This is a genomic window from Kitasatospora sp. NPDC022785, from assembly GCF_055561295.1.
In genome coordinates this window covers 19,722-44,697 of sequence record NZ_JBVHHB010000003.1, presented here as the reverse complement: position 1 = coordinate 44,697, position 24,976 = coordinate 19,722, and the positions used below count along the sequence as shown (strand labels likewise).

The 24,976-nt window shown below is 75.8% G+C and carries 24 protein-coding genes and 1 tRNA gene; 13 read left to right on the top strand and 12 right to left on the bottom strand.

All coding sequences use genetic code 11. From position 1 onward, the window contains the following. Positions 1 to 181 precede the first annotated feature (181 nt). The 3 genes from ACZ3YO_RS05890 (at position 182) to ACZ3YO_RS05880 (ending at position 3,195) form a co-directional block, all read left to right on the top strand. A complete protein-coding gene (locus tag ACZ3YO_RS05890; protein ID WP_465565341.1) occupies positions 182 to 1,405 on the top strand; it encodes a M48 family metalloprotease in 1,224 nt (407 codons plus the stop codon). Positions 1,406 to 1,489: 84 nt separating this feature from the next. Next, a complete protein-coding gene (locus ACZ3YO_RS05885) occupies positions 1,490 to 1,912 on the top strand; it encodes a MarR family winged helix-turn-helix transcriptional regulator (protein WP_465565339.1) in 423 nt (140 codons plus the stop codon). 113 nt (positions 1,913 to 2,025) lie between these two features. After that, a complete protein-coding gene (locus tag ACZ3YO_RS05880; RefSeq protein WP_465565336.1) occupies positions 2,026 to 3,195 on the top strand; it encodes a PP2C family protein-serine/threonine phosphatase in 1,170 nt (389 codons plus the stop codon). 24 nt (positions 3,196 to 3,219) lie between these two features. Here ACZ3YO_RS05880 and ACZ3YO_RS05875 read toward each other — a convergent pair whose 3' ends face one another. Beyond that, the gene (locus tag ACZ3YO_RS05875) at positions 3,220 to 4,626 is read right to left on the bottom strand and encodes an ABC transporter substrate-binding protein (protein ID WP_465565333.1); all 1,407 of its coding nucleotides are present in this window, start codon (positions 4,624 to 4,626) and stop codon (positions 3,220 to 3,222) included. After that, complete coding sequence (locus ACZ3YO_RS05870; protein ID WP_465544440.1) at positions 4,617 to 5,249, bottom strand: MTB12 C-terminal domain-containing protein; 633 nt, start codon at positions 5,247 to 5,249, stop codon at positions 4,617 to 4,619. Before ACZ3YO_RS05870 ends, ACZ3YO_RS05875 begins: the two co-directional genes overlap by 10 nt. Before the next feature lie 169 nt (positions 5,250 to 5,418). On the opposite strand from ACZ3YO_RS05870, the gene ACZ3YO_RS05865 reads away from it, so the two are divergent. The 5 genes from ACZ3YO_RS05865 to ACZ3YO_RS05845 are packed head-to-tail and all read left to right on the top strand — an operon-like array spanning position 5,419 to position 9,921. Further along, positions 5,419 to 6,207, top strand: a complete 789-nt coding sequence (locus tag ACZ3YO_RS05865) for a hypothetical protein (protein ID WP_465565330.1) — start codon at positions 5,419 to 5,421, stop codon at positions 6,205 to 6,207. Between the two features lie 9 nt (positions 6,208 to 6,216). Continuing rightward, positions 6,217 to 8,220, top strand: a complete 2,004-nt coding sequence (locus ACZ3YO_RS05860) for a branched-chain amino acid ABC transporter permease (RefSeq protein WP_465565327.1) — start codon at positions 6,217 to 6,219, stop codon at positions 8,218 to 8,220. Beyond that, positions 8,217 to 8,999, top strand: coding sequence for an ABC transporter ATP-binding protein (locus ACZ3YO_RS05855; RefSeq protein WP_465565325.1), 783 nt, complete (start codon positions 8,217 to 8,219; stop codon positions 8,997 to 8,999). The genes ACZ3YO_RS05860 and ACZ3YO_RS05855 overlap by 4 nt, the downstream gene beginning before the upstream one ends. Next, complete coding sequence (locus ACZ3YO_RS05850) at positions 8,996 to 9,667, top strand: ABC transporter ATP-binding protein (protein ID WP_465565322.1); 672 nt, start codon at positions 8,996 to 8,998, stop codon at positions 9,665 to 9,667. The genes ACZ3YO_RS05855 and ACZ3YO_RS05850 overlap by 4 nt, the downstream gene beginning before the upstream one ends. After that, positions 9,664 to 9,921 (top strand): hypothetical protein, encoded by a 258-nt coding sequence (locus ACZ3YO_RS05845; RefSeq protein WP_465565319.1) that lies wholly within the window; start codon positions 9,664 to 9,666, stop codon positions 9,919 to 9,921. Before ACZ3YO_RS05850 ends, ACZ3YO_RS05845 begins: the two co-directional genes overlap by 4 nt. On the opposite strand, the gene ACZ3YO_RS05840 is transcribed toward ACZ3YO_RS05845, so the two are convergent. From ACZ3YO_RS05840 to ACZ3YO_RS05815, 6 genes are all read right to left on the bottom strand, one after another. Then, a complete protein-coding gene (locus tag ACZ3YO_RS05840) occupies positions 9,906 to 10,691 on the bottom strand; it encodes an SDR family NAD(P)-dependent oxidoreductase (protein ID WP_465565316.1) in 786 nt (261 codons plus the stop codon). The two genes, ACZ3YO_RS05845 and ACZ3YO_RS05840, sit on opposite strands and share 16 nt — an antisense overlap. Before the next feature lie 168 nt (positions 10,692 to 10,859). Next, positions 10,860 to 11,549, bottom strand: coding sequence for a response regulator (locus tag ACZ3YO_RS05835; RefSeq protein WP_465565313.1), 690 nt, complete (start codon positions 11,547 to 11,549; stop codon positions 10,860 to 10,862). Then, positions 11,539 to 12,843, bottom strand: a complete 1,305-nt coding sequence (locus ACZ3YO_RS05830) for a sensor histidine kinase (RefSeq protein WP_465566261.1) — start codon at positions 12,841 to 12,843, stop codon at positions 11,539 to 11,541. Before ACZ3YO_RS05830 ends, ACZ3YO_RS05835 begins: the two co-directional genes overlap by 11 nt. A gap of 79 nt (positions 12,844 to 12,922) precedes the next feature. Then, positions 12,923 to 13,702 carry an ABC transporter permease gene (locus ACZ3YO_RS05825; protein WP_465565310.1) on the bottom strand — a complete coding sequence of 260 codons (780 nt, stop codon included), beginning with the start codon at positions 13,700 to 13,702 and terminating at the stop codon, positions 12,923 to 12,925. Then, positions 13,699 to 14,637, bottom strand: coding sequence for an ABC transporter ATP-binding protein (locus tag ACZ3YO_RS05820; RefSeq protein WP_465565308.1), 939 nt, complete (start codon positions 14,635 to 14,637; stop codon positions 13,699 to 13,701). The genes ACZ3YO_RS05825 and ACZ3YO_RS05820 overlap by 4 nt, the downstream gene beginning before the upstream one ends. 137 nt (positions 14,638 to 14,774) lie before the next feature. Beyond that, positions 14,775 to 15,704: an NADP-dependent oxidoreductase gene (locus ACZ3YO_RS05815; protein WP_465565305.1), complete on the bottom strand. Its 930-nt coding sequence runs from the start codon at positions 15,702 to 15,704 to the stop codon at positions 14,775 to 14,777. Between the two features lie 154 nt (positions 15,705 to 15,858). Here ACZ3YO_RS05815 and ACZ3YO_RS05810 point away from each other — a divergent pair, with 154 nt between their 5' ends. After that, on the top strand, positions 15,859 to 17,199 hold the full coding sequence (locus tag ACZ3YO_RS05810; RefSeq protein WP_465565302.1) for a helix-turn-helix transcriptional regulator: 1,341 nt from the start codon (positions 15,859 to 15,861) through the stop codon (positions 17,197 to 17,199). 181 nt (positions 17,200 to 17,380) lie between these two features. On the opposite strand, the gene ACZ3YO_RS05805 is transcribed toward ACZ3YO_RS05810, so the two are convergent. Further along, a complete protein-coding gene (locus ACZ3YO_RS05805; RefSeq protein ID WP_465565299.1) occupies positions 17,381 to 18,895 on the bottom strand; it encodes a glycosyltransferase family 39 protein in 1,515 nt (504 codons plus the stop codon). 68 nt (positions 18,896 to 18,963) lie between these two features. Here ACZ3YO_RS05805 and ACZ3YO_RS05800 point away from each other — a divergent pair, with 68 nt between their 5' ends. Next, positions 18,964 to 19,416 carry a protein-tyrosine phosphatase family protein gene (locus tag ACZ3YO_RS05800; RefSeq protein ID WP_465565296.1) on the top strand — a complete coding sequence of 151 codons (453 nt, stop codon included), beginning with the start codon at positions 18,964 to 18,966 and terminating at the stop codon, positions 19,414 to 19,416. 30 nt (positions 19,417 to 19,446) lie between these two features. Here ACZ3YO_RS05800 and ACZ3YO_RS05795 read toward each other — a convergent pair whose 3' ends face one another. Both ACZ3YO_RS05795 and ACZ3YO_RS05790 read right to left on the bottom strand, forming a co-directional pair. Continuing rightward, a complete protein-coding gene (locus tag ACZ3YO_RS05795) occupies positions 19,447 to 20,175 on the bottom strand; it encodes a hypothetical protein (protein ID WP_465565293.1) in 729 nt (242 codons plus the stop codon). Between the two features lie 119 nt (positions 20,176 to 20,294). Beyond that, a complete protein-coding gene (locus ACZ3YO_RS05790; protein WP_465565290.1) occupies positions 20,295 to 21,590 on the bottom strand; it encodes an MFS transporter in 1,296 nt (431 codons plus the stop codon). A gap of 91 nt (positions 21,591 to 21,681) precedes the next feature. Between ACZ3YO_RS05790 and ACZ3YO_RS05785 the strand changes: the two genes are divergently transcribed. Together ACZ3YO_RS05785 and ACZ3YO_RS05780 are read left to right on the top strand one after the other, a co-directional pair. Then, positions 21,682 to 22,674 carry an ArsR/SmtB family transcription factor gene (locus ACZ3YO_RS05785; RefSeq protein WP_465565287.1) on the top strand — a complete coding sequence of 331 codons (993 nt, stop codon included), beginning with the start codon at positions 21,682 to 21,684 and terminating at the stop codon, positions 22,672 to 22,674. Between the two features lie 279 nt (positions 22,675 to 22,953). After that, complete coding sequence (locus tag ACZ3YO_RS05780) at positions 22,954 to 23,484, top strand: GNAT family N-acetyltransferase (protein ID WP_465565284.1); 531 nt, start codon at positions 22,954 to 22,956, stop codon at positions 23,482 to 23,484. Between the two features lie 114 nt (positions 23,485 to 23,598). Here ACZ3YO_RS05780 and ACZ3YO_RS05775 read toward each other — a convergent pair. Beyond that, positions 23,599 to 23,670, bottom strand: a tRNA-Glu gene (locus tag ACZ3YO_RS05775). A 163-nt stretch (positions 23,671 to 23,833) separates the two neighbouring features. Here ACZ3YO_RS05775 and ACZ3YO_RS05770 point away from each other — a divergent pair. Further along, entirely contained in the window at positions 23,834 to 24,775 is a 942-nt protein-coding gene (locus ACZ3YO_RS05770) for a hypothetical protein (protein WP_465565281.1), read from the top strand. Positions 24,776 to 24,976 lie beyond the last annotated feature (201 nt).

The following is a 24,976-nucleotide window of genomic DNA, read 5'->3' as shown; positions in this document are numbered from 1 at the left end:
CCCGCGCCTCCTCCGCCCCGCCTCCACACCGTGTTCGGCGAGCAGCACGAGGCGCGGCGGTCCTGCGCACAGGACCGCCCGCCCGCTCCGCCACCGGGGCGGCGGAGCGGGCGGGCGGCTGACAGAATTCAGAGGACAGATGACGGACGACAGATGACAGCAAACGGATGACGGCCCACAGATGACAGATTCCGTCAGCCCGCCCCCGGGCACCCCGGCACCCGCCCCCGAGCCCCCCGACGCCCCCGGCCCCGCCGCCGACTTCACCCCCGCCGAGCTCGCCCGCGGCCGCACCCTCCGGCGTGCGCAGCTGCCGTGGGCACTGGGCGGGCGCCTGGCGGGCCTGGCACTGACGCTCGCCCTGGGGCTGACGACCGCCGGGGCGGGGCTGGTGACGGCGGCGGGCGGCTGGTTCGGCGGCTCGCGGACGGCGGAGGTCCTGGCCGGGGCGGCCGCACTGGTCGTGCTCGGGCAGATGGCGCAGCTGCCGTTCGGCGCGGGCGTCCGCGCGGTGCGCGCCCGGTACGGGCTGGTGACCCAGGGCTGGGCCGGCTGGGCGCTGGACGCGCTGCGCGGGTCGGCGCTCGCCCTGGCGCTGACGCTCCCCGTGGCGCTCGGGCTGTTCGCGCTCACCGCCTGGTCGCCGGAGCGCTGGTGGCTCCCTGCGGCGGCCGGGGCCGCGCTGCTCACGGCGGCGCTCTCGTTCCTGTACCCGCTGCTGGTGGAGCCGGTGTTCAACCGCTTCACCCCGATGGCGCCCGGCCCGCTGCGCACAGCGCTGCTGGCGCTGGCCGAACGGGACGGCGTCCGGGTGCGGGACGTCCTGGTGGCGGACGCGTCGCGGCGGACGACGGCACTGAACGCGTACGTGTCCGGCCTGGGCGCGACGCGCCGGATCGTCGCGTACGACACGCTGCTGTCGACCGCCGAGCCGCGCGAGGTGGAGCTGGTGGTGGCGCACGAGCTGGGGCACGTCAAGCACCGGGACGTGCTGACCGGCACGCTGCTGGGGGCGGCGGGAGCGGCGGCGGTGGTCGTCCTGCTCGGCCGGTTGGCCGCCTGGGGACCGCTGTTGTCGGCGGCCGGGGCCGCGGACGCGGCCGATCCGCGCGCCCTGCCGTTGCTGGTCGCCTGCGCGGCGCTGCTGGGCGCGCTGTCCGGCCCGGTGCAGTGCGCGGCGAGCCGCCGGATCGAGGCCAGGGCGGACCGTCACGCACTCGAACTCACCTCCGACGCCGAGCAGTTCGTCGCGATGCAGCGCAGACTGGCCTTGGCCAACGTGTCCGACGTCGACCCGCCGCGGATGCTTGAGCTACTGTTCGCCACCCACCCGAGCGCGACGCGCCGGATCGCGGCCGCCCGCGCCTGGCAGGCCTCGGCACCCGACGGGAGCCGGGCCGGCTGAGCGGGGCGGCGCCGGGCAGCACTGCACCACCGACCAGAAAATCGTTGTATAGTGCAACAAAATTCCCGAGGAGGTAGGTACGCCGTGCCCGGTCGTGAGTCGTCGATCGACACCATCCAGCGCGAGCTGACCGCCTTCGCCCGGCGGGCCCGCCACAAGGCCAGCCAGCTGCACCCGGACCTCTCCCTGGTCACCTACAGCATCCTGGACCTGATCAACGAGCGCGGCGGCTGCCGGGCCGCGGACGTCGCGATGCACTTCATGCTGGACAAGTCCACCGTCAGCCGTCAGGTCACCGCGCTGGAGAAGCTCGGCCTGCTGCGCCGCGAGACCGACCCGGACGACCAGCGCGGCCAGATCCTGCGCGCCACCGAGGCCGGCCTCACCCTGCTGCGCGAGGCCAACGAGCAGCGCCGGGCCTCCTTCACCGCCCGCTTCACCGACTGGTCGGACCAGGACGTGGCGCGCTTCGCCGACTACCTCGCCCGCTACGGCGCCCAGGACTGAGCCCCCGGGACTGAGCCCCGGGGACTGAGCCGCCCGCCCGGGCGCCGTCCGCGCGGCCGGCCCACCCGCGGCCCGGGGTGCGGCGCACCGCCCGGACGGTGTACAGAGGAGAGGTGCCACTTCGGCAGCGTCCCCGTGACCGCCGCCGGTCGTGGCGGCCCGGCCGCCGCGCTCTGACGGTACTGTCGCTCGCGCTGATCGTGGCGATCACCGTGGTCGACATCCTCGCCCCGCCCGAGATTCACCTGGGCCCGCTGCTGATCGTCGCCCCCGCGATCACCGCCTCCTTCGCGGGGGCCCGGGCCACCACCGCCGTCGCCCTGATCGCCCTCGCCGCACTGACCGTCATCGGCCTCCTGCGCGACGGCATCGACACCGCCAACCACCAGACCCAGCTCGGCGCGCAGATCGCCGTCTCGGCGCTGATCATCGGCCTACGGGTGCTGCGCGACCGGCACGAACGGGAGCTGGCCCAGGTCCGCTCGGTCTCCGAGGCGGCCCAGCGGGTCCTGCTGCGCCCGCTGCCCGACCGGATCGGGCCACTCCACCTCGCCTCCGTCTACCTGGCCGCCGAGGCCGAGGCACAGGTCGGCGGGGACCTCTACGCGGCGGCCCGCACCGCCACCGGCACCCGGCTGCTGGTCGGCGACGTCCGCGGCAAGGGCCTCTCCTCGCTCGGCGACGCGGCCCTGCTGCTGGGCGCTTTCCGGGCCGCCGCCCACCTCCACGCCGAGCTCCCCGACCTCGCCACCTACCTGGACGGCAGCGTCTGCTGGGACCTCGCCCAGCTCGGCGAGCAGAACCGCCTGCGCCGGGCGGTGGCGGGCGCCGTCCCCGACCCGGCCCGGGACGGCCCGGCCGCGGACGACGCCGGCGAGTCGTTCATCACCGCCGTCATCCTGGACATCCCGGACGACGGCTCCGTGCTGCGCCTGATCGACTGCGGCCACCCGCCTCCGCTGCTGCTGCACGCCGACGGCATCACCGCCCTCAGCGCCCGCCACCCCGCTCCCCCGCTCGGGCTCGGCGAGCTGGCCCCGACCAGGTACGAGGTGGAGGTGTTCCCCTTCCTCCCCGGCGACCGCCTGCTGATCTACACCGACGGCGTGATCGAGGCCCGCGACGCCGCACGCCGGTTCTACCCGCTCACCGAACGTGTCACCGCCTGGCGCGCCGACCGCCCGGCCGCCCTGCTGAACCACCTGCGCCGCGACCTGCTCCACCACGTCGGCGGCCGGCTGGACGACGACGCGGCGATCGTCCTGGCGGAGCGGCTCACCTGAGAGCCGGCCCGTCCCACGGGCGCGTCACGGCCGGTACGGCAGCTGCGGCACCTCGAAGCAGGCGGTGGTCATCGACGCCACCTGGGTGACCCAGCCGCCCTTCCCGCCCTCCGCCGCGTCCTGCCAGCGGGCCGCGTTCAGGCAGGCCCGGGTCGGCCCGGACGGCGGCGGCTGCGGCACGAAGGAGGCGGGCAGGATCAACCCGTGCGCGTCGTACGGCTCGGAGCGGTTCATGAACCGCTCGACGCAGGCCCGGGTGAGGTCCGCGCCGCAGGAGTCCATCGCGTCGGTGAGCCACTGCGCTCCCGCCCACCCCTCCAGCTCCCAGGCCGAGAGCAGCGGCTCCCGGTCGGGGTAGTACCGGGCCATCGCGGTGCGGAACTCCTGCACCGCCGGGTAGCCCACGTCCTCGTAGTTGAGGCTGGACGAGGTCGCCCAGAGCGCGTTACGGCAACCGGGTGACGACCGGTAGTCGGTACGGACGGTCTCGGACCAGTTCTGGACGTTGGTCACCTTCGCCGCGACCTTCACCCCCGAGTCGTCCAGCGCCCGGCAGAGCGCCGCGTTGCCGCGCGTGTCCATGGCGTCGAAGAGCAGCTGCGAGCCGTCGGCGCGGACGGCGGCGGCCACCGCCTGGAAGTTGGGCAGCGCGAAGTCGACCGTCTGCACCAGGACGCGGTAGCCCTCCGCCTCCAGGCCGGCCTTCAGCTGGGCGGCGTACCGGGCCGAGTCGGCCTGGTTGTAGGCGACCACGGCGGCGCTCCCGACGCCCAGCCGCTCCTTGAAGAACCGGAACACCTCGGTGCTCTGGTAGAGCGTCCCGTTCCAGCCGACGGCGTGGCCGTCGCGCGGCGCGCTGCTGCCGTAGATGCCGTAGAGGTGCGGCCAGCGGTCGTACGCCGTGCCGACCGGCTGACCGCCGATGTCCGGCACTCCCCTGCCGCTCACGTACCCGGCACCGGCGTAGTCCAGCACGCTGCCGGAGACGAAGGCGAAGACGTGTTCCTGGTCGATCAGCCGGTGCACGCAGTCCTGGTTGCCGATGCCGCTGCCGCCGTCGTCGCAGGTGACCAGCCTGACGGTGCGCCCGTGCAGGCCCCCGCGGTCGTTCAGGGCCTGGACGAAGGCCTGCGCGCCGTAGCGCGGGCCGGCGAACACCTCGCTGCCGACCGGGCTGGTCAGCGAGGTGACGATGCCGATCCTGATCTCGGCGGCGGTGACGCCGGTGTCGGAGGCCGGGTTGCCGACCGGCGTCGTGCCCCCGCCCGGGGTGGGGCGGGGGCCGAACGCGCTCTCCGGCAGCCGGGTGCCGCAGGCGGTGGCGAGCAGGACGAGCGGCAGCACGAGGAGCGACGCCAGGGCGCGGCGCGTGGGCCGCCGGCGGGTGGGTCCGTCGGCGGCCCGGCGGGACGGCGAGCCCGTCAGCTGCATCCGGGGATCGGGGTGCCGCTCGCGCCGCCGGCCTGGGTGAGCAGGCCGCACAGGGTGGAGCGGGAGACCTTCCAGGTGCCGTTCTCCAGCACGGCCTGGCCGGTGGCGCTCGGTTCGACCACGGTGCCCTGGAGGGAGAGCTCGTAGGTGACGGTGGCGCCGGTCGGCGAGGTGAACGTCACGTCCGTCACCTTGGCCTTCACCTGGCCGACCCGCGGGTCCTGGGAGAAGCCCTGGAGGACGGGGAGCAGCGCGTCACCGTTCTGGAGCAGGCTCGCCTTCTCCGGGATCGGGGTGCTGGGGTCGAAGAACTTCTCCCAGTTGGCGGTGACCTGGTTCTTTGCGGTCGCCTGGTCGGCGGGCGCGGTGGCACCGGCGCTCGCGCTGGCACTCGCACTCGCGCTCGCACTGAGCGACGCCGACGCCGACGCCAGCGCCGACTCCAACGCGGACACCGACGCGGACGCCGAGCCCGAGGCCGTGGAGCCGGACGTGCTGCTGCTGCACGCGGCCACCGTGCCCGCCAGCAGCAGCGCGAGCAGCACGCTCGCCGACCGCAGGACGGGGCCACCGCCCCGACTCGTGCCGCGGGTGTCGCGGGTGCCGCTCTGCCTCACGTGCATGGTGTTCCTCTCGACTGCGGCGATCGCCGCGCGGGCACCGTCTGCCCGTCTGCCCCGGCCGCGCGAGCCGCGCGACCCGGATGCGCCGCGCGGCCCGCTCTGCCGGTGTCCGGATGCTGTTCCAGGCCGATCCTGGAAATGTCGCAGGTGACACCATGAAGGCGGATCCATGGACGAATCGCAATCCGAGGGCGAAAGCACCCGCACCGCCGGGACGGGGCGGGTCGCCCGCCACGGCGCCGGGCCGCGGCACCCCGCGGCGCGGGCGGTGCGGACGGTCCGGGACGCGCGCGAGTGGACCGGCTGGATCATCGCGGCCGCCGGGGCCGCCCTCTGCGTGCTCGGCTGGTACGGCGTCTCCGGCGAGCGCTTCGCCGAGCAGCAGATCCCCTACCTGGCCTCGTCCACCATCCCGGGCGCGGCGCTGATCGTGGCGGGCATCGTCCTGGTCGCCCTGCGGTCGGCCGGCGGCTCCCCGGGGTCCGACGACCACGCCGCCGACCTGACCGGCCGACGGGTCGCGCGGCTGTACGACCTGCTGGTCGAGGCCGACGGCACCGCGCCGGACGAGACCGAGCCGGGCGACACCGCGCCCGAGGACACCGCGCGCAGCCGGGCCGCGCCGGGCGAAGCCGCGGGCGCCGTCGGCACCGTCGGGAGGGGCGCCGCCGCAGTGGCCGTCCCCGAGGGCACGCTCTACCACCGGCCGGACTGCCCGCTGGTGGCCGGCAAGTCCCACGCCGAGCCGGTGGACGCCGCCGCCGTCCGGGCGCGCGGGCTCACCCCGTGCCGACTCTGCGAACCGGATGCGCCCGGCGTGCCCGATCCGCCCGACGTGCCCGGTGAGCCTGACGTACCCGACGAGCCCGGTGAGCCCGATGCCCCCGGCGGACCCGAAGCGCCCGATGGACGGGCCGGCCCCACCCGTCCGGGCGACGCCGCCCCGCCGGCCGGCTGAGGCGGTCCCGTGCCGGACGTCCCCGCCCTCGACTCCCTCGCCCTCACCGTCGACCTCGCGCTCGCCGGCCTCACCGTGGGCAGCGCCGCCGCGCTCAGCGGCATCGGCCTGGTCGTCTGCCACCGCGCCACCGGCGTGCTCAACCTCGCCCAGGGCGCCCAGGCCATGCTCGTCGCCTACCTGGTGCGCGACCTGGTCGTGGTGCGGCACTGGCCGGTCTGGCCGGCCGTCGCGTGCTGCCTGCTGCTGGTCGCACCCGCGCTGGGGGTGCTGCTGGACGTCCTGGTGTACCGGCCGTTGCAGCGGCGCGGGGCCGGAACGGCCGAGACCATGGTGGCCGGGCTCGGCGTGTTCGTCCTGCTGATCGGCGTGGTGGTACTGGTCTGGGGCACGGCCCCGGTGAGCGGCGCGCCGTCCCCGTTCGGCGGCACCCCGACCGGGCTGCCCGGCGGGCACACCCTGCGCCCGGACGCCGTGGCGCAGCTCGCCGCCATCCTGGTGCTCGCCGTGACGGTGGCCGCGGTCACCCGGTTCACCCGGTTCGGCCTCCAGGTGCGCGCCGTCGTGGACGACCGGCGGCTCGCCCTGCTGGCCGGGGTGGACGCCGACCGGGTCTCGGCGGCGGGCTGGGCGTTCGGCTCGTTCACCGCGGGCCTGGTCGGCGTCGCCCTGGCGCCCTACCTGCTGCTCGACCCGTACGGGCTGCCGCTGCTGGTGATGGAGACCCTGGCGGTCGCCGTCGCGGCCCGGCTGCGCAGCATCCCGGTGGCGGTGGCGACCGGCCTCGGCCTCGGGATCGCGCAGTCCGAGCTGACCAGGCTGCAGCCGTCCGGCCGGCTGCTGCCGCTGGTGCAGGCGGTGCAGGCCAACCTGTTCGTCGTGGCGCTGCTCGCCACCGCACTGCTGGCCGGCCCCGCGATCGCCGGCGAGCGCGGCGACCGCACGCCGTTGACCGGCCGGCCGCTGACCACCCGGTGGACGGGCCGACGGGGGGCGACCGGCGGCGGGCGGGCGGCCGGGGCGGTCTGCCTGGTGCTCCTCCTGCTGCCGCTCGGCTTCCGCGACGGCGACCTGCGCAGCGCCCTGCTGGTGCCCGCGCTGGCCCTGGTGCTGCTCTCCGTCGTGGTGGTGACCGGGTACGGCGGGCAGATCTCGCTCGGCCAGGCCGGGTACGCGGGGCTGGGCGCGCTCGGGACGGCGCTGCTGATGTCGGGGCGGATCCCGGGCGTGCCGCCCCTGCCCGCCGTGCCCGCGCTGCTGTTCGCCGTGCTGGCGACGGCTCCGCTCGGGCTGCTCACCGGGTGGCCCGCGATCCGGCGGCGGGGCCCGGCCCTTGCCCTGGTCACCTTCGCGGTCGGGACGGCGATGAGCCGCTTCGTCTTCCAGCAGCCGTACGCGACCACCGGGCTGACCCTGGACCGGCCCGCCTTCCTGACCGGCGACCGGGCCTTCTACCTGGCCGAGCTGCTGCTGCTCGCGCTCGGCCTGCTGGTGGTGCACGGGCTGCACCGCGGGCGGCCGGGCCGGGCGCTGACCGCGATGCGCGACCACGAGGCGGGTGCGGTGGCCGCGGGCGTGAACGTGCCCGGGCTGAAGCTGTTCGCGTTCGTCGTGGGGGCGGCGCTGGCCGCACTCGGCGGCGGGCTGATGGGGCTCGCCGGGCGGGCCTTCGACCCGGCGTCGTTCGACCCGGTGCTCGGGCTGCTCTGGTTCGCCGCGGTGGTGGTGGCCGGCGCGGACAGCGCCCTCGGGGCGGTGCTGGCCGCCGCGCTGCTGATCGGCCTGGACGCGGGCACGATGACCGGGGTGTCGGCCGTCGCTGTCGGTGTGCTGGCGGCGGCGATCGGCCGGCTGCCCGGCGGCCTCGCGGGCCTGGCCGACCGGCTGCCGCGCCGCCGCCCGGTGCCGCCGCCCCCGGCGCTCCCACCGGTCCGCCTCACCACGGCGGGGCTCCGGACCCGTGCCCTGATCGCCGCCCGGCGGGCCGCAGGCTCCGGGGAGGTGCCGCCGTGAGCCGGCGGGGCACCGCCGTCCACCGGGCGGACACCGGCCCGGTCCGGCTGACCGCGCGGGGCGTGGTGCGCCGCTACGGCGGGATCGAGGCCGTCGCCGGGGTGGACCTGACCGCGCCGGCGGGGCGGGTCACCGCGCTGATCGGGCCGAACGGCGCCGGGAAGAGCACCCTGTTCGACTGCCTCGCCGGGACGGTCCGCCCGGACGCCGGGCGGGTGGTCCTCGGCGGCCGGGACGTCACCCGGGTGCCCGCGCACGCCCGGGTCCGGCTCGGGCTGGCCCGGACGTTCCAGCAGATCGCCGTCTTCCCGACCCTCACCGTGGCGGACAACGTCCGGATCGGCGCCGAGCAGCGACGCGGCCGCCGCCCGGACGCCGGCGCGGTGGACGCCGCGACCGCCCGGGCCCTCGCCCTGTTCGGCCTGCAGGGCGTCGCGGCGCAGCCGGCCGGCGACCAGCCCACCGGGGTGCTGCGCCTGGTGGAGCTGGCCCGCGCACTCGCGGGCGGTCCGCACGTCCTGCTGCTGGACGAGCCGGCCGCCGGTCTGGACACCGCGCAGACCGCCCGGCTGGTCTCCGTCCTGCGCGGTCTGGCCGACCGGGGCACGGCGCTGCTGCTGGTCGAGCACGATCCCGACCTGGTCCGTGAACTCGCCGACCGCGTCTACGTGATGGCGGGCGGCCGGGTGGTGGCGCGCGGCCCGGTGGCCGACGTCCTGGACGACCCGCGGGTCGCCCGGGCCTGGGGCGGCGCCGCCGCGGGGACGGGGCGGCCGTGACCGTCGAGGCCGCCCTGCACGCCGCCCGGGTCCGCTACGGCCCGTTGGAGGCCCTGCACGGCGTGGACCTCGCCTTCCCCGCCGGCGCGGTCACCGTCCTGCTCGGCCGCAACGGCTCCGGGCGGACCAGTGCGCTGCACGCCCTGGCCGGCCTGGTCCCGCTGGCCGCCGGGCGGGTGACCTGGCAGAGCCGGGACGTCACGGCGCTGGGCGTGCACCGGCGGGTGCGGCTGGGGCTGGCGCTGGTGCCGGCCGAGCGGGCGGTGTTCGCCTCGCTCACGGTGGCCGAGCACCTGGAGCTGGGCGGTTCCTCCGCCGGGGAGGCACTCGCGCTCTTTCCCGAGCTGTCCGCCCTGCTCCCCCGCCGGGCCGGGGCACTCTCCGGGGGTCAGCAGCAACTGGTCGCCGTGGCCCGGGCGGTGGCCACGCGACCGCGCCTGCTCCTGCTGGACGAGCCGGACCGGGGCCTCGCGCCCACCGTCGCGGCCCGGCTGCACGCGCACCTGCTCGCCACCGCCGGGGCCGAGGGCCGGGCGGTGGTGCTGACCGCGCGGTCGCTCCCCCGCGGCCTGGCCGGGGCGGCCGTCGTCCACGTGCTGCACCGGGGCGAGCTCGCCTTCTCCGGGGAGCCCGCCGAGTTGAGAGAGCGTCCGGCCGGAGCCCGGTGATCGCCGAGCCGGAACCGCACACTCGGACGGGCTGCCGGCCTGCTCGCCGAGGGCGCCGTGCCCGCCGCGACGCCGCGAGCGCCGCCGAGGCGCCGGCCGCGAGCCCGCTCGTCGCGCTCCGCGTCCGCGACCGCGCCGCCGCCCGCGCCGTCCTCGACACCGCGGAACGGGCCCTCGCGGCCGGGCGCGGCCCGGGCGGCGTCGCCGCCCTGCCCAGGCGTACCGGGCGGCCGGCGACCTACTGCGCCAGGTAGCCACCGTCCACCGGGAGGACCACGCCGGTGACGAAGGAGGCGTCGTCGGAGGCCAGGAAGAGTACGGCGGCGGCCACCTCGGCCGGGGCGCCGAGCCGGCCCATCGGGTGGAGCTTCTCGATCGCGGCGAGGTACTCGGGGCCGCCAGGCTCGTCCTGGAGACGGCGGACGCGCTCGGTGGTGATGGTCCCGGGGGCCACCGCGTTGACCCGGATGCCCCGGTCGGCCCACTCGACGGCGAGGTGCTTGGTCAGGCCGGACGCGACGAACTTGGCGGGCCCGTAGACGGCCTGGCCGCGCTGGCCGGCCTCGCCGGAAATGGACGAGACGCAGACGATCGCGCCGCCCTGCCCGCGGGGCGCCGCCATCGCCTCCACCGCGTGCTTGCAGGTGAGGAACATGCCGCGGCCGTCGACGGCCATCACCTGGTCCCAGTCCTCGGCGCTCGCCTCGGTGATCTCCATCAGCGGGATCACGCCCGCGTTGGCCACCAGGACGTCCAGACGGCCGTGCCGGTCGACGGCGGCGGCGACCATCCGGCGGGCGTCGTCGTCCCGGGAGACGTCGCCGACCACCGTGCTGACGGCCTCCGGGAGTTGTTCCGCCAGCCGTCGCAGGCCGTCCGCGTCCACGTCGGTCGCGACGACCGACGCGCCCTCCCGGGCGAAGCGTTCGGCCACCGCGCGGCCGATGCCGCTGGCCGCGCCCGTCACCACGCACACCTTGCCGGCCAGCCGGCCCCCGTACGAGAAGTCGCTCACATCGGTCATGGCACCGGACTCTACCGACGCTGCGTCAGAATGCCGGGACGCCAAGGGGTCCGGCGTTCGCGGCCGGCCGCCCCGGCGTCCGCGGGGCGCACCCGGCGGCGAGGGCACCGTTGAACGGCCGCGTCCGGTCGATCGATCGCGCCCACGGCGGGATCGGCCGGACAGGAGCTAACCCAGGATGCGCCGCTCGTACGCCTGGGCCACCGCCGCCGCCCGGTCGGCCGCGCCCAGCTTCGCGTAGATGTGGGTGAGATGGGTCTTCACCGTGGCCTCGCTGACGAAGAGCACCCGGGCGATCTCCCGGTTCGAGGTGCCCTTGGCCACCAGGGCCAGCACCTCGCGCTCGCGCGTCGACAGCGGGGTGTCCGCCCCGGTCTGCTCCCGGCCGCGGACCGTCTCGCCCCGGACGGCCTCGCCGCGGGCCGCCGGGGTGCGCACCGCGGCGACCAGCCGGGAGGCGACCGCCGGGGAGAGCACGGTGCGCCCCTCGGCCGCGGCCCGCACCGCGGTGAACAGTTCGTCGCGCGGCGCGTCCTTCAGCAGGTAGCCGGTGGCGCCCGCCTCGATGGCGGGCAGGGTGTCGGCGTCCGTGTCGTACGTGGTGAGGACGAGGACGCGGGCCCGCGCGCCCAGGCGGGTGAGCTCGGTGATCGCCTCGACCCCGCCGCCGCCCGGCATCCGCAGGTCCATCAGGACGACGTCGGGGTCGAGGGCGGCGACGCAGGCCACGGCCTCGGGGCCGCTCGACGCCTCGCCCAGCACCCGGAACCCGGGGTCGGCGGCGAACATGCCGCGCAGGCCGTCGCGGACGACGGGGTGGTCGTCGACGAGGAGCAGGGTGATCACGTCAGCGCTCATGGCGCACCAACGGTACGCGAGCCGAGATCGCCGTCCCGAAGCCGGGTTCGGACTCGACGGTGACGGAGCCGGCGATGCGTTCGGCCCGGGCCCGCATGCCGGCCAGGCCGAAGCCGCCGGTACCGGCGCGCGCGGAGGCGGTCGGCAGGGCGAGCGGGTCGAAGCCCCGGCCGTCGTCCCGGACGTCCAGGACGACCTCGTCGTCGATGAAGGAGAGGGTGAGGCCGAGGCGGGTCGCCCGGGCGTGCCGGGCGGCGTTGGCGAGCGCCTCCTGGGCGATCCGCAGCAGCGTGGCGGCGATCTCGGCGTGCAGCTCCTCCACCGTGCCGGTGACGGTGAACTCGGCTCGTACGCCCGTCCGTTCGCGCCAGTCGGCGACCGTCTTGCGCAGCGCCCCGGGCAGCGTGTCGTGCTCCAGCGCCGCCGGCGAGAGGTTGCGGACGGAACGCCGGGCCTCGCCCAGGCTGAGCCGGGCGAGGTCGGCGGCGCGGTCCAGGTGCTCGCGGGCCGCCGCCGGGTCGGGGGTGGTGGCGCCGGCCTGGAGCTGCGTGACGATCCCGGCCAGGCCCTGCGCGATCGTGTCGTGGATCTCGGCGGCCATCCGGGTGCGCTCGTCGGCCACCCCGGCCTCCCGGGCCTGGAGCAGCAGTTGGGCGTGCAGGGCGGCGTTCTCCGCCAGCGCCTGTTCGAGCGCGGCGTTGGCGCGGGCCAGCTCCTCGATCGTGTCGGCCTGGATCCGGGCCCGCTCGGCCTCCTGCGAGGCGATCCGGCTGACCACGACCAGCAGTGCCAGGTGGACGGTGAACACTCCGGCGAAGGCGATCCGGCCCACCGTCCCGCGCGGCGGGAGCCCGCCGGACTGGGCGCCGGCCAGGACCACCGCGGTGGCGACCAGACCGGCCCAGCGCAGCCGGCGCGGCAGCAGTCGTTCCGCGTCGAAGTAGCCGGCGGCCGCGTAGGTCGAGAAGAACGGGTTCTGCCAGGCGAGCCCGAAGGCGAGCGCCCAGCGGACCGCGTAGTAGCCGGCGCTCCGGGCCGACGGACCGGGGCGGTCCCGCGCCACCACCGCCCACCAGCCCTGCAGCGCGAACGCCGCGGCGGCCAGCGCCCCGGCGACCGCCCACCGCCCGCGGTCCATGCCGAGCAGCCGGGAGGTCACCAGCGAGACGACGAGGCCGGCGCCGAGCAGGACGAACGGGCCCCAGCGGTGGAAGGCCACCCATCGCCGCTCCACGGCCGTGAACGCCGCCGCGGCGCTCTCCGCACCCGTCCTCGCCGGGCCGTCGCCGGCCACGCCGGTCTCCCCGGCCACCGCACCCACCGCCCCGCCCGCTGCCCCGCCCGCGATGATCACCGGCCCAGTCTGCACGAGGCTATTCCCAGCGGAACCAGCGGGCGGCCGCCGCCGAGAGCGCCACCGTCCACAGCGCGAGCACCCCCAGGTGGTCCCAGCCCGGCCAGCCGCCCGCCGACGCCCGGCCGAGCGCCTGGGCGGCGGCGCCGAACGGAGTGAGGCCGACGATCCGGGCGAGCACGTCCGGCATCGCCTGGACCGGCAGCCAGACGCCCGCGCAGAACATCATCGGGAAGTAGACCGCCGAACCGATCCCGGAGGCGATCTTCGAGGTGCGGGAGAGCGCCGACACCAGCGCGCCCAGCGCCAGCGCGGCCAGGGTCGCCGGCATCAGGGCGAGCAGGTAGCCGAGCGGCCCGCGCGGCAGCGGCACGTCGAAGACGATCCGGCCCACCGTCAGCGACAGGACGGCGGAGAGCAGCGCTGCCGCGCCGTGCAGGACCGCCTGCGCCCCGAGCAGCGCGCCGGCACGCACCGGGGTGGTCGACATCCGGCGCAGGATGCCGCGTTCCCGGTAGCCGGTGACGACCGGCGCCATGGCCTGGAGCCCGGCGGTGAGCATCGCGATCAGCACCGACACCGGCGCGTACGCGTCGACGAAGCGGATGCCGCCGAGCGATGCGTCGGGGGTGCGGAAGGCCGGAATCGAGCCGAGGATCACCAGCAGCAGGGTGGGGAAGGCCAGGATCCAGAAGACGCCGGCCGGCTCGCGCAGGAAGAGGCGGGCCTCGGCCCGCAGGACGGCGGCGCCCGGGCCGCGCCGTCCGTGGGTACCGGTCCCGATGGCTGCGGCGGTCATGACGAGGCTCCGGTGAGGTCGAGGAACGCGTCGTCCAGGGTGGCGTCGGTGACGCGCAGTTGGTGGGCGGTGATGCGGTTCCGGGCGAGCAGGGTGAGGACGGCACCGACGGTCTCGTCGGTGCCGGCCAGGGTGAGGCGGCCGTCCTTGGTGGCGACGGAGACGAGCCCCGGCAGCGCGGCGAGATCGGGCCCGGCCAGCGGCGCGGAGGGCGTGAACGAGATGACGGTCGCCCCGGCGGCCCGGCCGACCAGGCCTCCCGGGGTGTCGAGTGCGACGACCCGGCCCCGGTCCAGGACGGCGATCCGGTCGCAGAGCCGCTGCGCCTCCTCCATGAAGTGGGTGACCAGGAGGACGGTGACCCCGCCAGCCCGGACCGACTCGATGAGGTCCCAGGTGGCGCGGCGGGCGCGCGGGTCGAGCCCGGTGGTCAGCTCGTCGAGGACGACGACGCGCGGCCGGCCGATCAGCGCCAGCGCGATGAACAGCCGCTGCTGCTGCCCGCCGCTGAGGTCCGTGAACCGGGCCGACAGCCGGTCGGTGAGGCTCAGGCGCTCCGCCAGCTGCCGCCAGTCGGCGGGGTCCGGATAGCAGGCGGCGTACAGCTCCAGCGCCTCGCGCACGGTCAGCTTGGGCTGGAGTTCGCTCGACTGGAGCTGGACGCCGAGGACGCGGGTGGTGGCGGCCCGGTCCGCACGCGGGTCGAGCCCGGCGACCCGCACGGCGCCGCCGTCGGGGGCGCGCAGCCCGGCGACGCACTCCACCAGGGTGGTCTTGCCGGCGCCGTTGGGGCCGAGGATGCCGAAGATCTCGCCCTCGGCGACGGAGAAGGAGACACCGTCGACCACGGTGCGGCCCGCGTAGGACTTCTGAAGGCCGGTCACCTCGATGACGTGGCCCGGTGCGGGCGTTGCTGGACTGCCGGGAGGTTTCATGGGTCCAGCGTCGCGGCCGGCGGGGCCGGGCGGCATCCGCCGATCCGCTCGGCCCCGCCGGCCGCATCAACCGATCGGCTGATGGGGCGCCCGCCCGGTCGCCCCCCGGATGGTGCGCCGCGGCCTCGACCGCAGCCTCAGCCGACCGCGAGGACGATCTTGCCCCGCAGGTGCCCGCGCTCGCTCTCCTGCTGCGCCTGCGCCGCCTCCGCCAGCGGGAACACCCGGTGCAGCGGCAGCCGCAGGGTGCCGGCCTCGTGCAGCGCGACGGCGCCGGCCAGCGCCGGGCCGTGGTACTCGACCGCCTCCGTGCCCCCGCTGAACCGCACCCCGTACGTGGCCGCACCCTCCCAGTCGGCGATGGTCAGCACGTGCTCGGCGCCGCCCACCAGCTCGATCGAGAACGGCAGGACGCCGCCCTGCCCGGCCGCGTCCAGCACCTTGTCCACGCCCTCCGGGGCGACGGCCCGCACCCGCTCGGCCAGCCCGTCCCCGTACGCCACCGGTATCGCGCCCAGCTCGCGCAGGTGCGCGTGGTTGGCCTCGCTCGCGGTGCCGATCACCCGGATCCCGCGCGAGCGGGCGAACTGCAGCAGCACCGTGCCGACGCCGCCGGCCGCGCCGTGCACCAGCAGCGTCTGGCCGCTCTTGACGCCCAGCAGGTCCAGCGAGCGCCAGGCCGTCTCGGCCGCCACCGGGATCGCCGCGGCCTCCTCCCAGCTCAGCGTGGCCGGCTTGCGGACCAGCTTGCCGGCCTCCCCCAGCGCGTGTTCGGCGTACCCGCCGCCGAGGATCAGGCCGAACACCTCGTCACCGGCCTGCCATGCGGTCACGCCCTCGCCGACCGCCTCCACGACGCCCGCCACCTCGGAGCCGGTGACGTGCGGGAGCGTCAGCGGGAAGAGCTGGGTCAGCGCGCCGTTGCGCAGCTTGTAGTCGAGCGGGTTGACGCCCGCGGTGCGGACGGCGATCCGCACCTGGCCCGGGCCGGGGGCGGGCAGGTCGATCTCGATCGGGCGCAGCACGTCCGCGCCGCCGTACTCGGAGAAGCCGATGGCCTTGGTCATGGAAATCCCACCGTTCCTGGTGTCTCGGGAGGTTCGTCGTGGTGACGGGTCCAGCCTGGCGGGCCGGCGGCCGATCACCGGCCCGCCGTTCGGCCGGTTCGACCTGTCCGAACGGCCAGGCGGCCGGCCGGCCGGCCCAACTAGGCTGGACGGCATGGTGGAACACGTGCACGACAGCGGGGAGCCGTCCGGGGCCCGGCCGTGGGAGCGGCCCGAGGACGCGCTGGCGCGGGCCGTCGAGGTGCTGCGCACCCCCCGGCCGGCCATCCTGCCGCGGCTCTCCGAGATCCTCGCCGACCTCGTCGCGCACACCGCGATCGCCCAGCTCAGCGGCGTCTGCACGTACTCCCCCACCAACGCCTTCGGCGCCGCCGACCTGGCCGGGGGGATCACCAGCCTGGAGCTGGCCCGGCTCGCGGAGGCGGTGGAGCCCGGCCACCCGTGGCAGGGCGAGGCGGTGCTCGCGGGCCGGCTCCGGCCGGCCGTGGCTGTCGCCTCGGCGCCAGCCGGCAGCAACGGCGCCCTGCTGGTACTGGTCCGGGAGAGCGCCGGCCCGCTGCCCGCGCAGCCGCTCGCCGTCCTCCAGCAGCTGTGGGAGCTGGTCACTACCCACTCCCACCACCGCGCCACCGACGCCGCCCCCGTGCACGCGGCCGCCTCCCGCGCCTCGGCCGGCGCCCGGGCCCGGGCGATCGCCGAACTGAGCGGCGCCCACGCCTCCGCCCTCACCGCGATCCTCGCCCCGCTGCGCTCCGCCGCCCTGGACGACGCCACCGCCCGCCGCAGCGCCACCGAACTCGCCGTCGACGCCCTGCTCGGCCTGCGCGCGGGCGCCGACCTCGACCGGGAGCTGAGCGAGGAGCCCGCCGCCACCGCGTTCGCCCGGCTCGCCGACGAGCTGCGCCCCCTGCTGCGGCACAGCCCCGTCCGGCTGGACCTGCTGCCCCCGGCGGCGGGGGACCGTTCCGTCCCCGCCGACACCGCGCACACCGCTCGGGCCGCCGTCCGCTCCACCGTGCTCACCATGCTGGAGCAGGACAACCTGACGCGCTTGCACGTGAGTTGGCAGTTCGTGGCGGACGCCGTCCGGGCCGTGGTCCGGGACGACGGCCCCGGCCTGCTGGCCGCCGACGCGCTCGCCGTCCACCGCACCACCGACCGGATCGCGGCCCTGGCCGGCCGCCTGACCGTCGACGCCGTCCCCGGCTGGGGCACCACCGTCACCGTGGACCTGCCGCTGAACGTGTCCGCCGCGCCCGCCGCCACGGACCCTCTGGAGGGGCTCCAGCCGCGGGAGTTGGAGGTCCTCGACCAGCTCGCCCAGGGCCGCCGCAACCGGGAGATCGCCCTGACCCTGCACATCAGCGAGTCCACGGTGAAGTTCCATGTGGCCAACATCCTGGCCAAGTTGGGCGTCGCCTCACGCGGCGAGGCCGCCGCCCTGGCCCACCGCGCCGGCATGCCCGCCACGACCGCGCTGTACGCGGCGTCGTAGCCCCGCGCCCGTGCGGCGGTGCCGGGTCCGAACGGGCGGAGCCCCCGGCCGAGGTGGCCGCCCGGATCACCGTCCCGTCGCACCGGACGGCTCGCCGAGGCTCTCCGGCCGACGGTCTGGCCGACGGCGTTCCGGCTTCAACAGCGCCGACCGCCGCCCGGTCCGGCAGCAGCCTCTAGCCCTAGTAGAAGTGCCGCAGCTCCGGCCAGAGGGCGGACCACGGCCTGGTGGTGCCGGTGCAGAGCAGGACGGGGGTGCGTTGCTCCTGGTTCGGCACGCCCCGGCCGTTGTCGACACGGGCGACCACCCGGCAGCCGGTGAAGTACCGCTCCACGAGCGGGTACCCGTCCGGATGGAGCAACAGGACCGGGCCGTCGGAGGTGTCCGGTGGCGGGCCCCAGTCGGCGAGGCTCATGTGCCCGGAGTAGGGGGCCGGCAGTCCGTGGCGCGGGCCGTACCGGGCCAGCGCGCCCGCCTCGCCGTAGTTCGAGGTGAAGATCACCGCCCGGCCTCGCCGGTCGGCCGGGATCGCGGACCAGCCGTCCGCGGCGGCCTCGGCCAGTTCGGGCCAGCCGATCTGCTCGCCCTGCTCCGGGTAGATCCAGTTCACCACCGGGACGAGGCGAGCCGGCAGCACCGGCAGGGTGATCACGACGTTCACCGCTGCCGCGAACGCCAGCCAGGCCGCGAACTGCACCCGGCCGCGGCGCGGCCGCCGCGCCACCCGCTGCACCAGCGGCTCGCAGCCCGCCGCGACCAGGACCAGCAGCAGCGGGAACGCGTAGTACGGCTTGCCGCCGCCGGCGATCACCGCGACGCAGATCACCGGGTAGGCGACGGCGAAGGCCCTGGCCCAGCGCACTGCCGGGTCCCGGAGCAGCCGCCGGATCCCCGCCACCCAGACCGGCACCAGGACCGGGGACAGGTAGAGGATCTGCATCGGCACGAACATCAGTCGGTTGTGGGCCCCGTCCTTGTCGCTGATCCCGCCGGCCACGGTCAGCTCGGGCCAGCCGTGCGCGGCCTGCCACCACAGGTTCGGCAGCGCGACGACCAGCGCGACCGCCAGTGCGGCCACCGGCCACCAGCTCCGCAGCACGCGCCGGGGCCCGACCGCGAGCACGCCGGGGACGACGGCGGCGGCGAGCAGCAGGACGAGGTCCTTGTTGAGTAGCGCGACCCCGGTGGCCGTGCCGAGCGCCACCCACCAGCGGCCGTCACCGGTCCGCAACAGGCGAAGCACCAGCAGGCAGACGGCCAGCCAGGCGAGCAGGTCGAAGGTGCTGGTGTTCAGCAGGTGGCCGATCGCGAGGACGAACGCCGAGCAGGCCGCGCAGCAGGCGGCGAGCACCTGGCCCTTCCGCCCGGCGGCCAACTCCCGCGCCAGCAGTGCCGTCAGGACGATGCTCGCGGCACACATGAGCGCCGGGACCACCCGTAGCCCGGTCAGGCTGTCGCCGAACACCGCCGTCGAGGCCCGCCCGAGCAGCGGGGTCAGCGGCGGCTGGTCGGCGTAGCCCCACGCCGGGTGCTCGCCGGCGGTCAGGAAGTACAGCTCGTCGCGGTGGAAGCCGTAGCGGCCCGCGAGCAGAACCAGCAGCGCGGCGACCGCGGCGGCGACCGCGGTGACCTGCTTCGCCGCGAACGGCGCTACGACCGTGGCCGGTGCCCCCGGCGCATCCCCCCGAATGCCCATGGGGCGAGTGTCGCAGCCGTGCCGCCGTGGAGGAAGGGGCCTACCGCCGCGACGCGTAGGCTCGGCCCATGACCGTCTCTGTCGACCGGGCCTCCGGGGAGCCCTGGGATCCGGCCACCGCCGGAGTGATGCGACTCCCCTCCGGCCGGCTGGTGCGGGGGCGCGGCCTGCTCCGGCCGGTGCCGCCGGGCCCCCGACCCGACGTCGGCTTCTACCTGTTGGGCCGCCGCCCCGCAGCCTTCCCCTGGGAGACCAGGTGGCTCCGCTGGCCGGACTTCCGGCTGCCCGCCGACCGCGCCGAGGCCGCCGAGGCGCTGCGCGAGGCCTGGGAGCGGTCCGCCGCCGAGCGGGTCGAGCTGGCCTGCGCCGGCGGGCGCGGCCGGACGGGCACGGCGCTCGCCTGCCTGGCCGTCCTGGACGGGGTGCCGGCCGGCGAGGCGGTGGCGTACGTGCGGGAGCACTACGACCGGCACGCGGTGGAGACGCCGTGGCAGCGGCGGTTCGTGGGGCGGTTCGGGTAACGGCCCGCGTTACGGACAGGCCCGGGGCGGCTACCGGGCAGACGCGGCGGCCAGGACGTGGTCCACGTCGACCAGGGCGGCCCACCAGGTGGACATGTCGTCCTCGGGGTCGTCGGGCTGCGGGGTGCGCCAGCTCGTGGCCGCGTGCAGGACGGCGTGGTCGCCCGGTTCGAAGGACGGGAGGGTCCAGGACAGGCCGCGGTGGCCGTCCACGTACTCGACGCCCCAGGTGAGGCGGGGCGAGCGGCGGTGGACGTCGTCGAGGTGGGCGGCCCAGCGGCGGGGCAGGGAGTCCCCGGCAGCCGCGCGGGCACAGATGTCCTCCTCGTCGGGGCCGCCGAGGGTGAGGACGGTGCCGGCCCTCTCCAGGCCGAGGGCGGCCACGGCCTGCCCGCCCTCGTAGCCGCTCTCGACGTCGGCGGGCACGTCGCGGAAGACCGCGGACAGCCGGACGCGGTCGAGCGCCGCCCGGGCGTCGATGCGCCAGACCGCGCCCCAGCAGGCGTCGACCGGGAGCGTGAACTCGGTCGGGTCGGCCTCGAACGGGCAGAGCAGAAGCTCCAGTTCGGCCGAGGCAAGCTCCCAGTGGTACACCAGCGCACCGCCCGGCAGCCGCTCCACGCGCTGCGGCCGCCCCGCCACCTGTTGCCCGTCGACGGCCGCGTGGAACTCCAGCAGGCCCACCGGTGTCCCCACCGAGGGCGCCACGGGCACGATCGGTCCGGGTGAGCGGGGAACGGAGGGCAGCAGACCGGGCATGCCGGCAGCCTATGCACACCGCCGGGTGGGGACCTCGGCACCCGCCCTGCGCAGAAGTCGGCCGGTCCGACTTCCTGCGCAGGGCAGCGCGGCGGGCCGCGGGTACGGACATCGCTGGCTCAGAGGCCCGGCAGCTCGCGCAGCCCGCGCAGGGGCGAGAAGCAGACCGGCACCCAGACGAGGGCGAGGCCCACGGCGCCCGCCCAGAGGGCGGCCCGGGTGGAGAGCAGTTCGCCGAGCAGCCCGGCCAGTGCCGCCCCGGCGGCCAGGGAGCCGGTGAGGACGAAGCGCATGGTGGCGTTCATCCGGCCGAGCAGTCGGTCGGGGGTGACGCTCTGGCGATAACTGACCTTGAGGACGTTGTCGATGCCGACCTTGAAGGTGGTGACCAGCCAGCCGCCGCCGGCGAGCCACAGCGCCGGGCCGCGATCGACCAGCGCCACCGTGATGCCGAGCGGTGCGACCGCCAGGCCCATCGACCAGAGCACCCGCCCGGCGCCGAGTCGGCGGGCCAGCGGGCGGGCCGCCAGCGAGCCGAGGAAGACGCCTGTCCCGCCGGCGGCGAAGAACAGGCCGATCGCGGCGTCGGGGAGCCGGAGTTCACGGACGAACAGGACGGGGAGCACGGTCTGGCAGAGCTGGATGGACAGGTTGGTGCAGCCACCCGCCAGGGCGACGGCCCGCAGCGAAGGGTGCCCGAAGACGAAGCGCAGGCCCTCCCGGACCTCCCCGGCCAGCCGCCGGCGATCCGTGCCCACGGGCTCCGACGCCGGCTCCGGCTCCGGCTCCGGTCGGCGCAGCCGCATCAAGCAGGCCGCCGACCAGAGGTAGCTGACGGCGTCGACGGCGAGCGCGAGGGGCGCGGAGACCAGTGCCACCAGGAAGCCGCCCACACCCCGGCCCCCGACCTGGGTCGCGGCGTCGACCGTCACGAGATACGAGTTGGCCCGGGCGAGACGGTCCCGGCCGACCAGGTCCGGCAGGTGGCTCAATGCGGCGACGTCGAAGAAGACCGTGGCCGCGCCCGTGAGCAGGGCCACGAGGCAGAGCTGTCCGAGGGTGAGCGCGCCGAACGCCCAGGCGACCGGAACCGAGGCGAGGAGCACCGCCCGGACGAGATCGGCGGCCACCATGACGGGCCGCCGGCGCAGCCGGTCGACCCAGGCCCCCGCGGGCAGGCCGATCAGCACGGCCGCCAGCGTGCTCATCGTCGCCAGCAGGCCGACCTGCCCGGCGGAGCTGTCCAGTGCCACCACGGCGACCAGCGGGAGAGCGAACTGGCCGAGCGCACTGCCGAGTTTGCTCACCCCCGTCGCGCCGAGGAGCAGGCGGAAGTCGGGGTCGTGGAGGAGCGCGCGGCCGGTCGCGGGCCGGGCCGCGGGCGGGCGGCCGGTGCCGAGGTGAGTCGTGGTCATGGGGTGAGCCTGGCGCCGCCCTCGGAGCCGAGCCATGAATTTAGGCTGTACTGAAAGACGAGGTGGCCGGAGCGAGTGACGAGGATGCGCAGTGCTGGAGTTGGAGTTCACCGCCCGCGATCTGGCGCGGACCAGGTTCGCCCTGTCCCCGCTCTGGGAGGTCGTCGCCAGTATCCGGATCCTCAGGAACCCGGACGAGCACCGTCTGTACCGGCCCTGGAGCGACCGGGTCCGCCCGCGGCTGGCCGCCGCCGGGCTGGACCGGAGCCTGCTCGCCGATCTCGTCCCGGACCCGCCCCGGGCGATCCCGATCTTCGTCGCTCCCCCGCCCGCAACTCCGCTGTCCGACCTGAAGGTCGAGTTGGCCGTACTCCGGGCGACCCCGGCCGAGCGGGTCCGCTCCGGTCTCGGCGGGAAGCGGGCGCCGCGCTCCGCCCGCATCGATGCGCTGCTCGAAGACCCCCACCGCGGCCTGGCGGAGCTCGCCGAACTCGTCGAGGAATACTGGGAGATCGCGCTCGCGCCGTACTGGCCGCGGATGCGGTCGCTACTGGAGGGCGACATCCTCCACCGGGCCAGGCTGCTGGCCGAGGGCGGCGCCGACCGGCTGCTCAACGACCTCGACCCGGCCGTCGTCTGGGACAGCGACACGCTGCGCATCCGGCACCGTTTCCCGGGCGGCTCCCGACGGCTCGGCGGGCACGGCCTGCTGCTCGTGCCGTCGGTGTTCGCCTGGCCGCGCGTCTTCTCCGTCACCGCCCCCGCCTGGCAGCCCACCCTGCGGTACCCGCCGCGCGGTATCGCCACCCTGTGGGAACGGCGCACGGCGGTGGCCCGACCCCTCGCTGCGGTGATCGGCCGGACAAGGGCGCACCTGCTGGCCGAGCTCGACCTCCCCGCCTCCACCACCGACCTCGCCGGGCGCACCGGCATCACGGCGGGTGGGATCTCCCAGCACCTGACCGCCCTGCGCACCGCCGGCCTGGTCGATGCCCACCGGACCGGCCGGTACGTCCTCTACACCCGCACCGAGGCCGCCGAGGTGCTGCTCGCCGCTGCGGAGCGGGGCCAGCGGGAGGGGTAGGGAGGGCAGGGGGTAGGGAGACGGCCGGCAGCAGGGAGCCGCGAGCGGGCTGCCGAGGGGCCTCGGAAAATCAGGAGAGTTCTCCCTCCCGCCCTGCTACGGTCGTGCCGTCCGTGTTCGACCAGGATGCCGAGAGAGACGGGGAAGGTGAGATTGTGGCCGCGGTGATGACCGCTGCGCCTGTGCTGCGCAGCGCCCGGACGACCGTTCTCATCTCCCGGGCCCTGGTCTGACCGTACTTCCACGTTGTCCCGGGGCCCTTCACCCAAGGGTTTCACCATGTCTTCTTCCGCTTCGTCCTCCTGGCTCACCCGTGCCGAGACCAGCGCGGACATCCCCACCGTCCACGCCCTCACCCTCGCCGCCTTCGGCCGTCCGATGGAGGCCGACGTCCTCGCCGCCCTTCGCGTCGACGAGGGCTGGATCGACGGCCTGTCCGTCGTGGCCACCGACCCCGCCGACCCCACCGGCACCCCCGTCGGCCACGTCGTCCTGACCCGGGCGTTCATCGGTGACGTCCCGGCCCTCGCCATGGGCCCGGTCTCCGTGCACCCGGAGCACCAGCGTTCCGGCGCCGGTTCGGCCGCCGTCATCGCCGCGCTCGACGCCGCCCGCGCCATGGGCGAGCGCTTCGTCATCCTCCTCGGGCACCCGACCTACTACCCGCGGTTCGGCTTCGTCCGTGCCTCCGCCCACGGCGTGGAGCTCACCATCGACGCGCCCGACGAGGCGTGGATGGCGCTCAGCCTGAACGAGGGCGACCCCCTGCCGTCCGGTGTGGCCCGCTGGGCAGCGGCGTTCGGGATCTGACAGCCGGCCCGGGCCGACCGGCGACCGCCCGCCCGCCCGCCCGCCAAAGCCAAAGCCACCGGGCCGGAAAACAGACAGGGGCGGAAGTCGAAAACGACTTCCGCCCCTGCGAGTTGGAGCGCCGGGCCCGAATCGAACGAACCCCTCCCACTGAAAGTGGGCGTGCTACCGCTGCACCACCGACGCCTGACCGGTCGGGCTTCCGACCACTTCCGCGATCTTGTCCCGCCGACATGGAAGAACCTATCAGCGGGTGATCAGAAGACGAAATCCGGCCCTGCCGGCGGGCCGGACGCGGAACGTCCCTGACCTCGGCGGTCATCGACGCTCCGGCCCGCCGACCGCAAGGGTGGTCTCCTCACCGGACCAGCACCTGATGCTCTTCCCGGAGTCCCTCTCCGGCCTGGGCGACGACTGCCCGTCCGACGCGACGGTGGCGTCGTCCGCCACCGAGTACCCCGCCCTCGCCGCGCAGGACCCGCGCATCGTCTACCTGCAGAACTTCCGCTGGCTCGGCCCGGACCAGCCGAGCACCATGCCTCTGACCGTCGCCGCCGAACGGGCGACCGGCAACGCGGTCGTCAACGCGACGCCCACCCGGCCGGCCGCCTCGGCCGGCATCTACCGGCCGTCGGAGGGGACCTTCGCCGAGACCGCCCACAACGGCGTCTTCCTCGGCTCGCCCGTCCTCGGCGGCGACCACCGGCCCGACGACGTCCCGCCGACCGGGCACCGGAGCGGACCGGGCGTCGACACCATCGGCGTCTACCACCGGGACACCCGGACCTTCGTCCTGTCGGACGACAACGCGACGCCCGGTGTCACCGTGCAGTACGGCAACACCGGCGACGTCCCGCTGGCGGGCGACTGGAGCGGCCAGGGGCGGACGACGATCGGCGTCTACCGCCCGAGCGAGCAGTCCTTCTACCTGACCGACGACAACGTCAACACCAGGTACCGGATCAAGCTGGGCAACCCGGACCGGAAACCGCTGGTCGGCGACTGGGACGGCAACGGCACCACCACCGTCGCGGTCTACGACCCCGCGACGCAGAACTTCTACCTCAACGACTCCAACGAGGCGGAGAACGTGCGTCCCGCGATCAGGTTCGGCAACCCCCGCGACATCCCGGTCAAGGGCGACTGGGACGGCACCGGCACGGACACCGTCGGCGCCTACCGGCCCGGCGACGGGAGCTTCTACGGGGCCGCCGGAAACAGCAACCTCGTCGTCTACGGCGTGAAGTTCGGCAACTGGGGCGACGTCCCGCTGCGGGGCAACTGGGGCTGACCTTCCGGCGGTCGAGGCGCCCTTCCGGTCGTGGCATGCGGCCGCGACCGGAAAGGGCACCCGGGGAGGGCGGACGCTACCGAGCCGTCCTCTCCCCGGTGCGCCGTGCGGCGTCCACCTCGGCGTCCACCTCGGCGTAGGGCAGGTGGCCCGGAACGCCTCGCACCGCCCCTCGACCGCCACCTCGCCGTGACCATCGAT

Excerpts from the sequence above, each read along its gene's own strand:
- ACZ3YO_RS05890 (WP_465565341.1), top strand. The coding sequence starts at position 182 with ATGACAGATTCCGTCAGCCCGCCCCCGGGCACCCCGGCACCCGCCCCC.
- ACZ3YO_RS05875 (WP_465565333.1), bottom strand. The coding sequence starts at position 4,626 with ATGCAGCTGACGGGCTCGCCGTCCCGCCGGGCCGCCGACGGACCCACC.
- ACZ3YO_RS05870 (WP_465544440.1), bottom strand. The coding sequence starts at position 5,249 with ATGCACGTGAGGCAGAGCGGCACCCGCGACACCCGCGGCACGAGTCGG.
- ACZ3YO_RS05865 (WP_465565330.1), top strand. The coding sequence starts at position 5,419 with ATGGACGAATCGCAATCCGAGGGCGAAAGCACCCGCACCGCCGGGACG.
- ACZ3YO_RS05840 (WP_465565316.1), bottom strand. The coding sequence starts at position 10,691 with ATGACCGATGTGAGCGACTTCTCGTACGGGGGCCGGCTGGCCGGCAAG.
- ACZ3YO_RS05835 (WP_465565313.1), bottom strand. The coding sequence starts at position 11,549 with ATGAGCGCTGACGTGATCACCCTGCTCCTCGTCGACGACCACCCCGTC.
- ACZ3YO_RS05825 (WP_465565310.1), bottom strand. The coding sequence starts at position 13,702 with ATGACCGCCGCAGCCATCGGGACCGGTACCCACGGACGGCGCGGCCCG.
- ACZ3YO_RS05820 (WP_465565308.1), bottom strand. The coding sequence starts at position 14,637 with ATGAAACCTCCCGGCAGTCCAGCAACGCCCGCACCGGGCCACGTCATC.
- ACZ3YO_RS05815 (WP_465565305.1), bottom strand. The coding sequence starts at position 15,704 with ATGACCAAGGCCATCGGCTTCTCCGAGTACGGCGGCGCGGACGTGCTG.
- ACZ3YO_RS05810 (WP_465565302.1), top strand. The coding sequence starts at position 15,859 with ATGGTGGAACACGTGCACGACAGCGGGGAGCCGTCCGGGGCCCGGCCG.
- ACZ3YO_RS05805 (WP_465565299.1), bottom strand. The coding sequence starts at position 18,895 with ATGGGCATTCGGGGGGATGCGCCGGGGGCACCGGCCACGGTCGTAGCG.
- ACZ3YO_RS05800 (WP_465565296.1), top strand. The coding sequence starts at position 18,964 with ATGACCGTCTCTGTCGACCGGGCCTCCGGGGAGCCCTGGGATCCGGCC.
- ACZ3YO_RS05795 (WP_465565293.1), bottom strand. The coding sequence starts at position 20,175 with ATGCCCGGTCTGCTGCCCTCCGTTCCCCGCTCACCCGGACCGATCGTG.
- ACZ3YO_RS05790 (WP_465565290.1), bottom strand. The coding sequence starts at position 21,590 with ATGACCACGACTCACCTCGGCACCGGCCGCCCGCCCGCGGCCCGGCCC.
- ACZ3YO_RS05780 (WP_465565284.1), top strand. The coding sequence starts at position 22,954 with ATGTCTTCTTCCGCTTCGTCCTCCTGGCTCACCCGTGCCGAGACCAGC.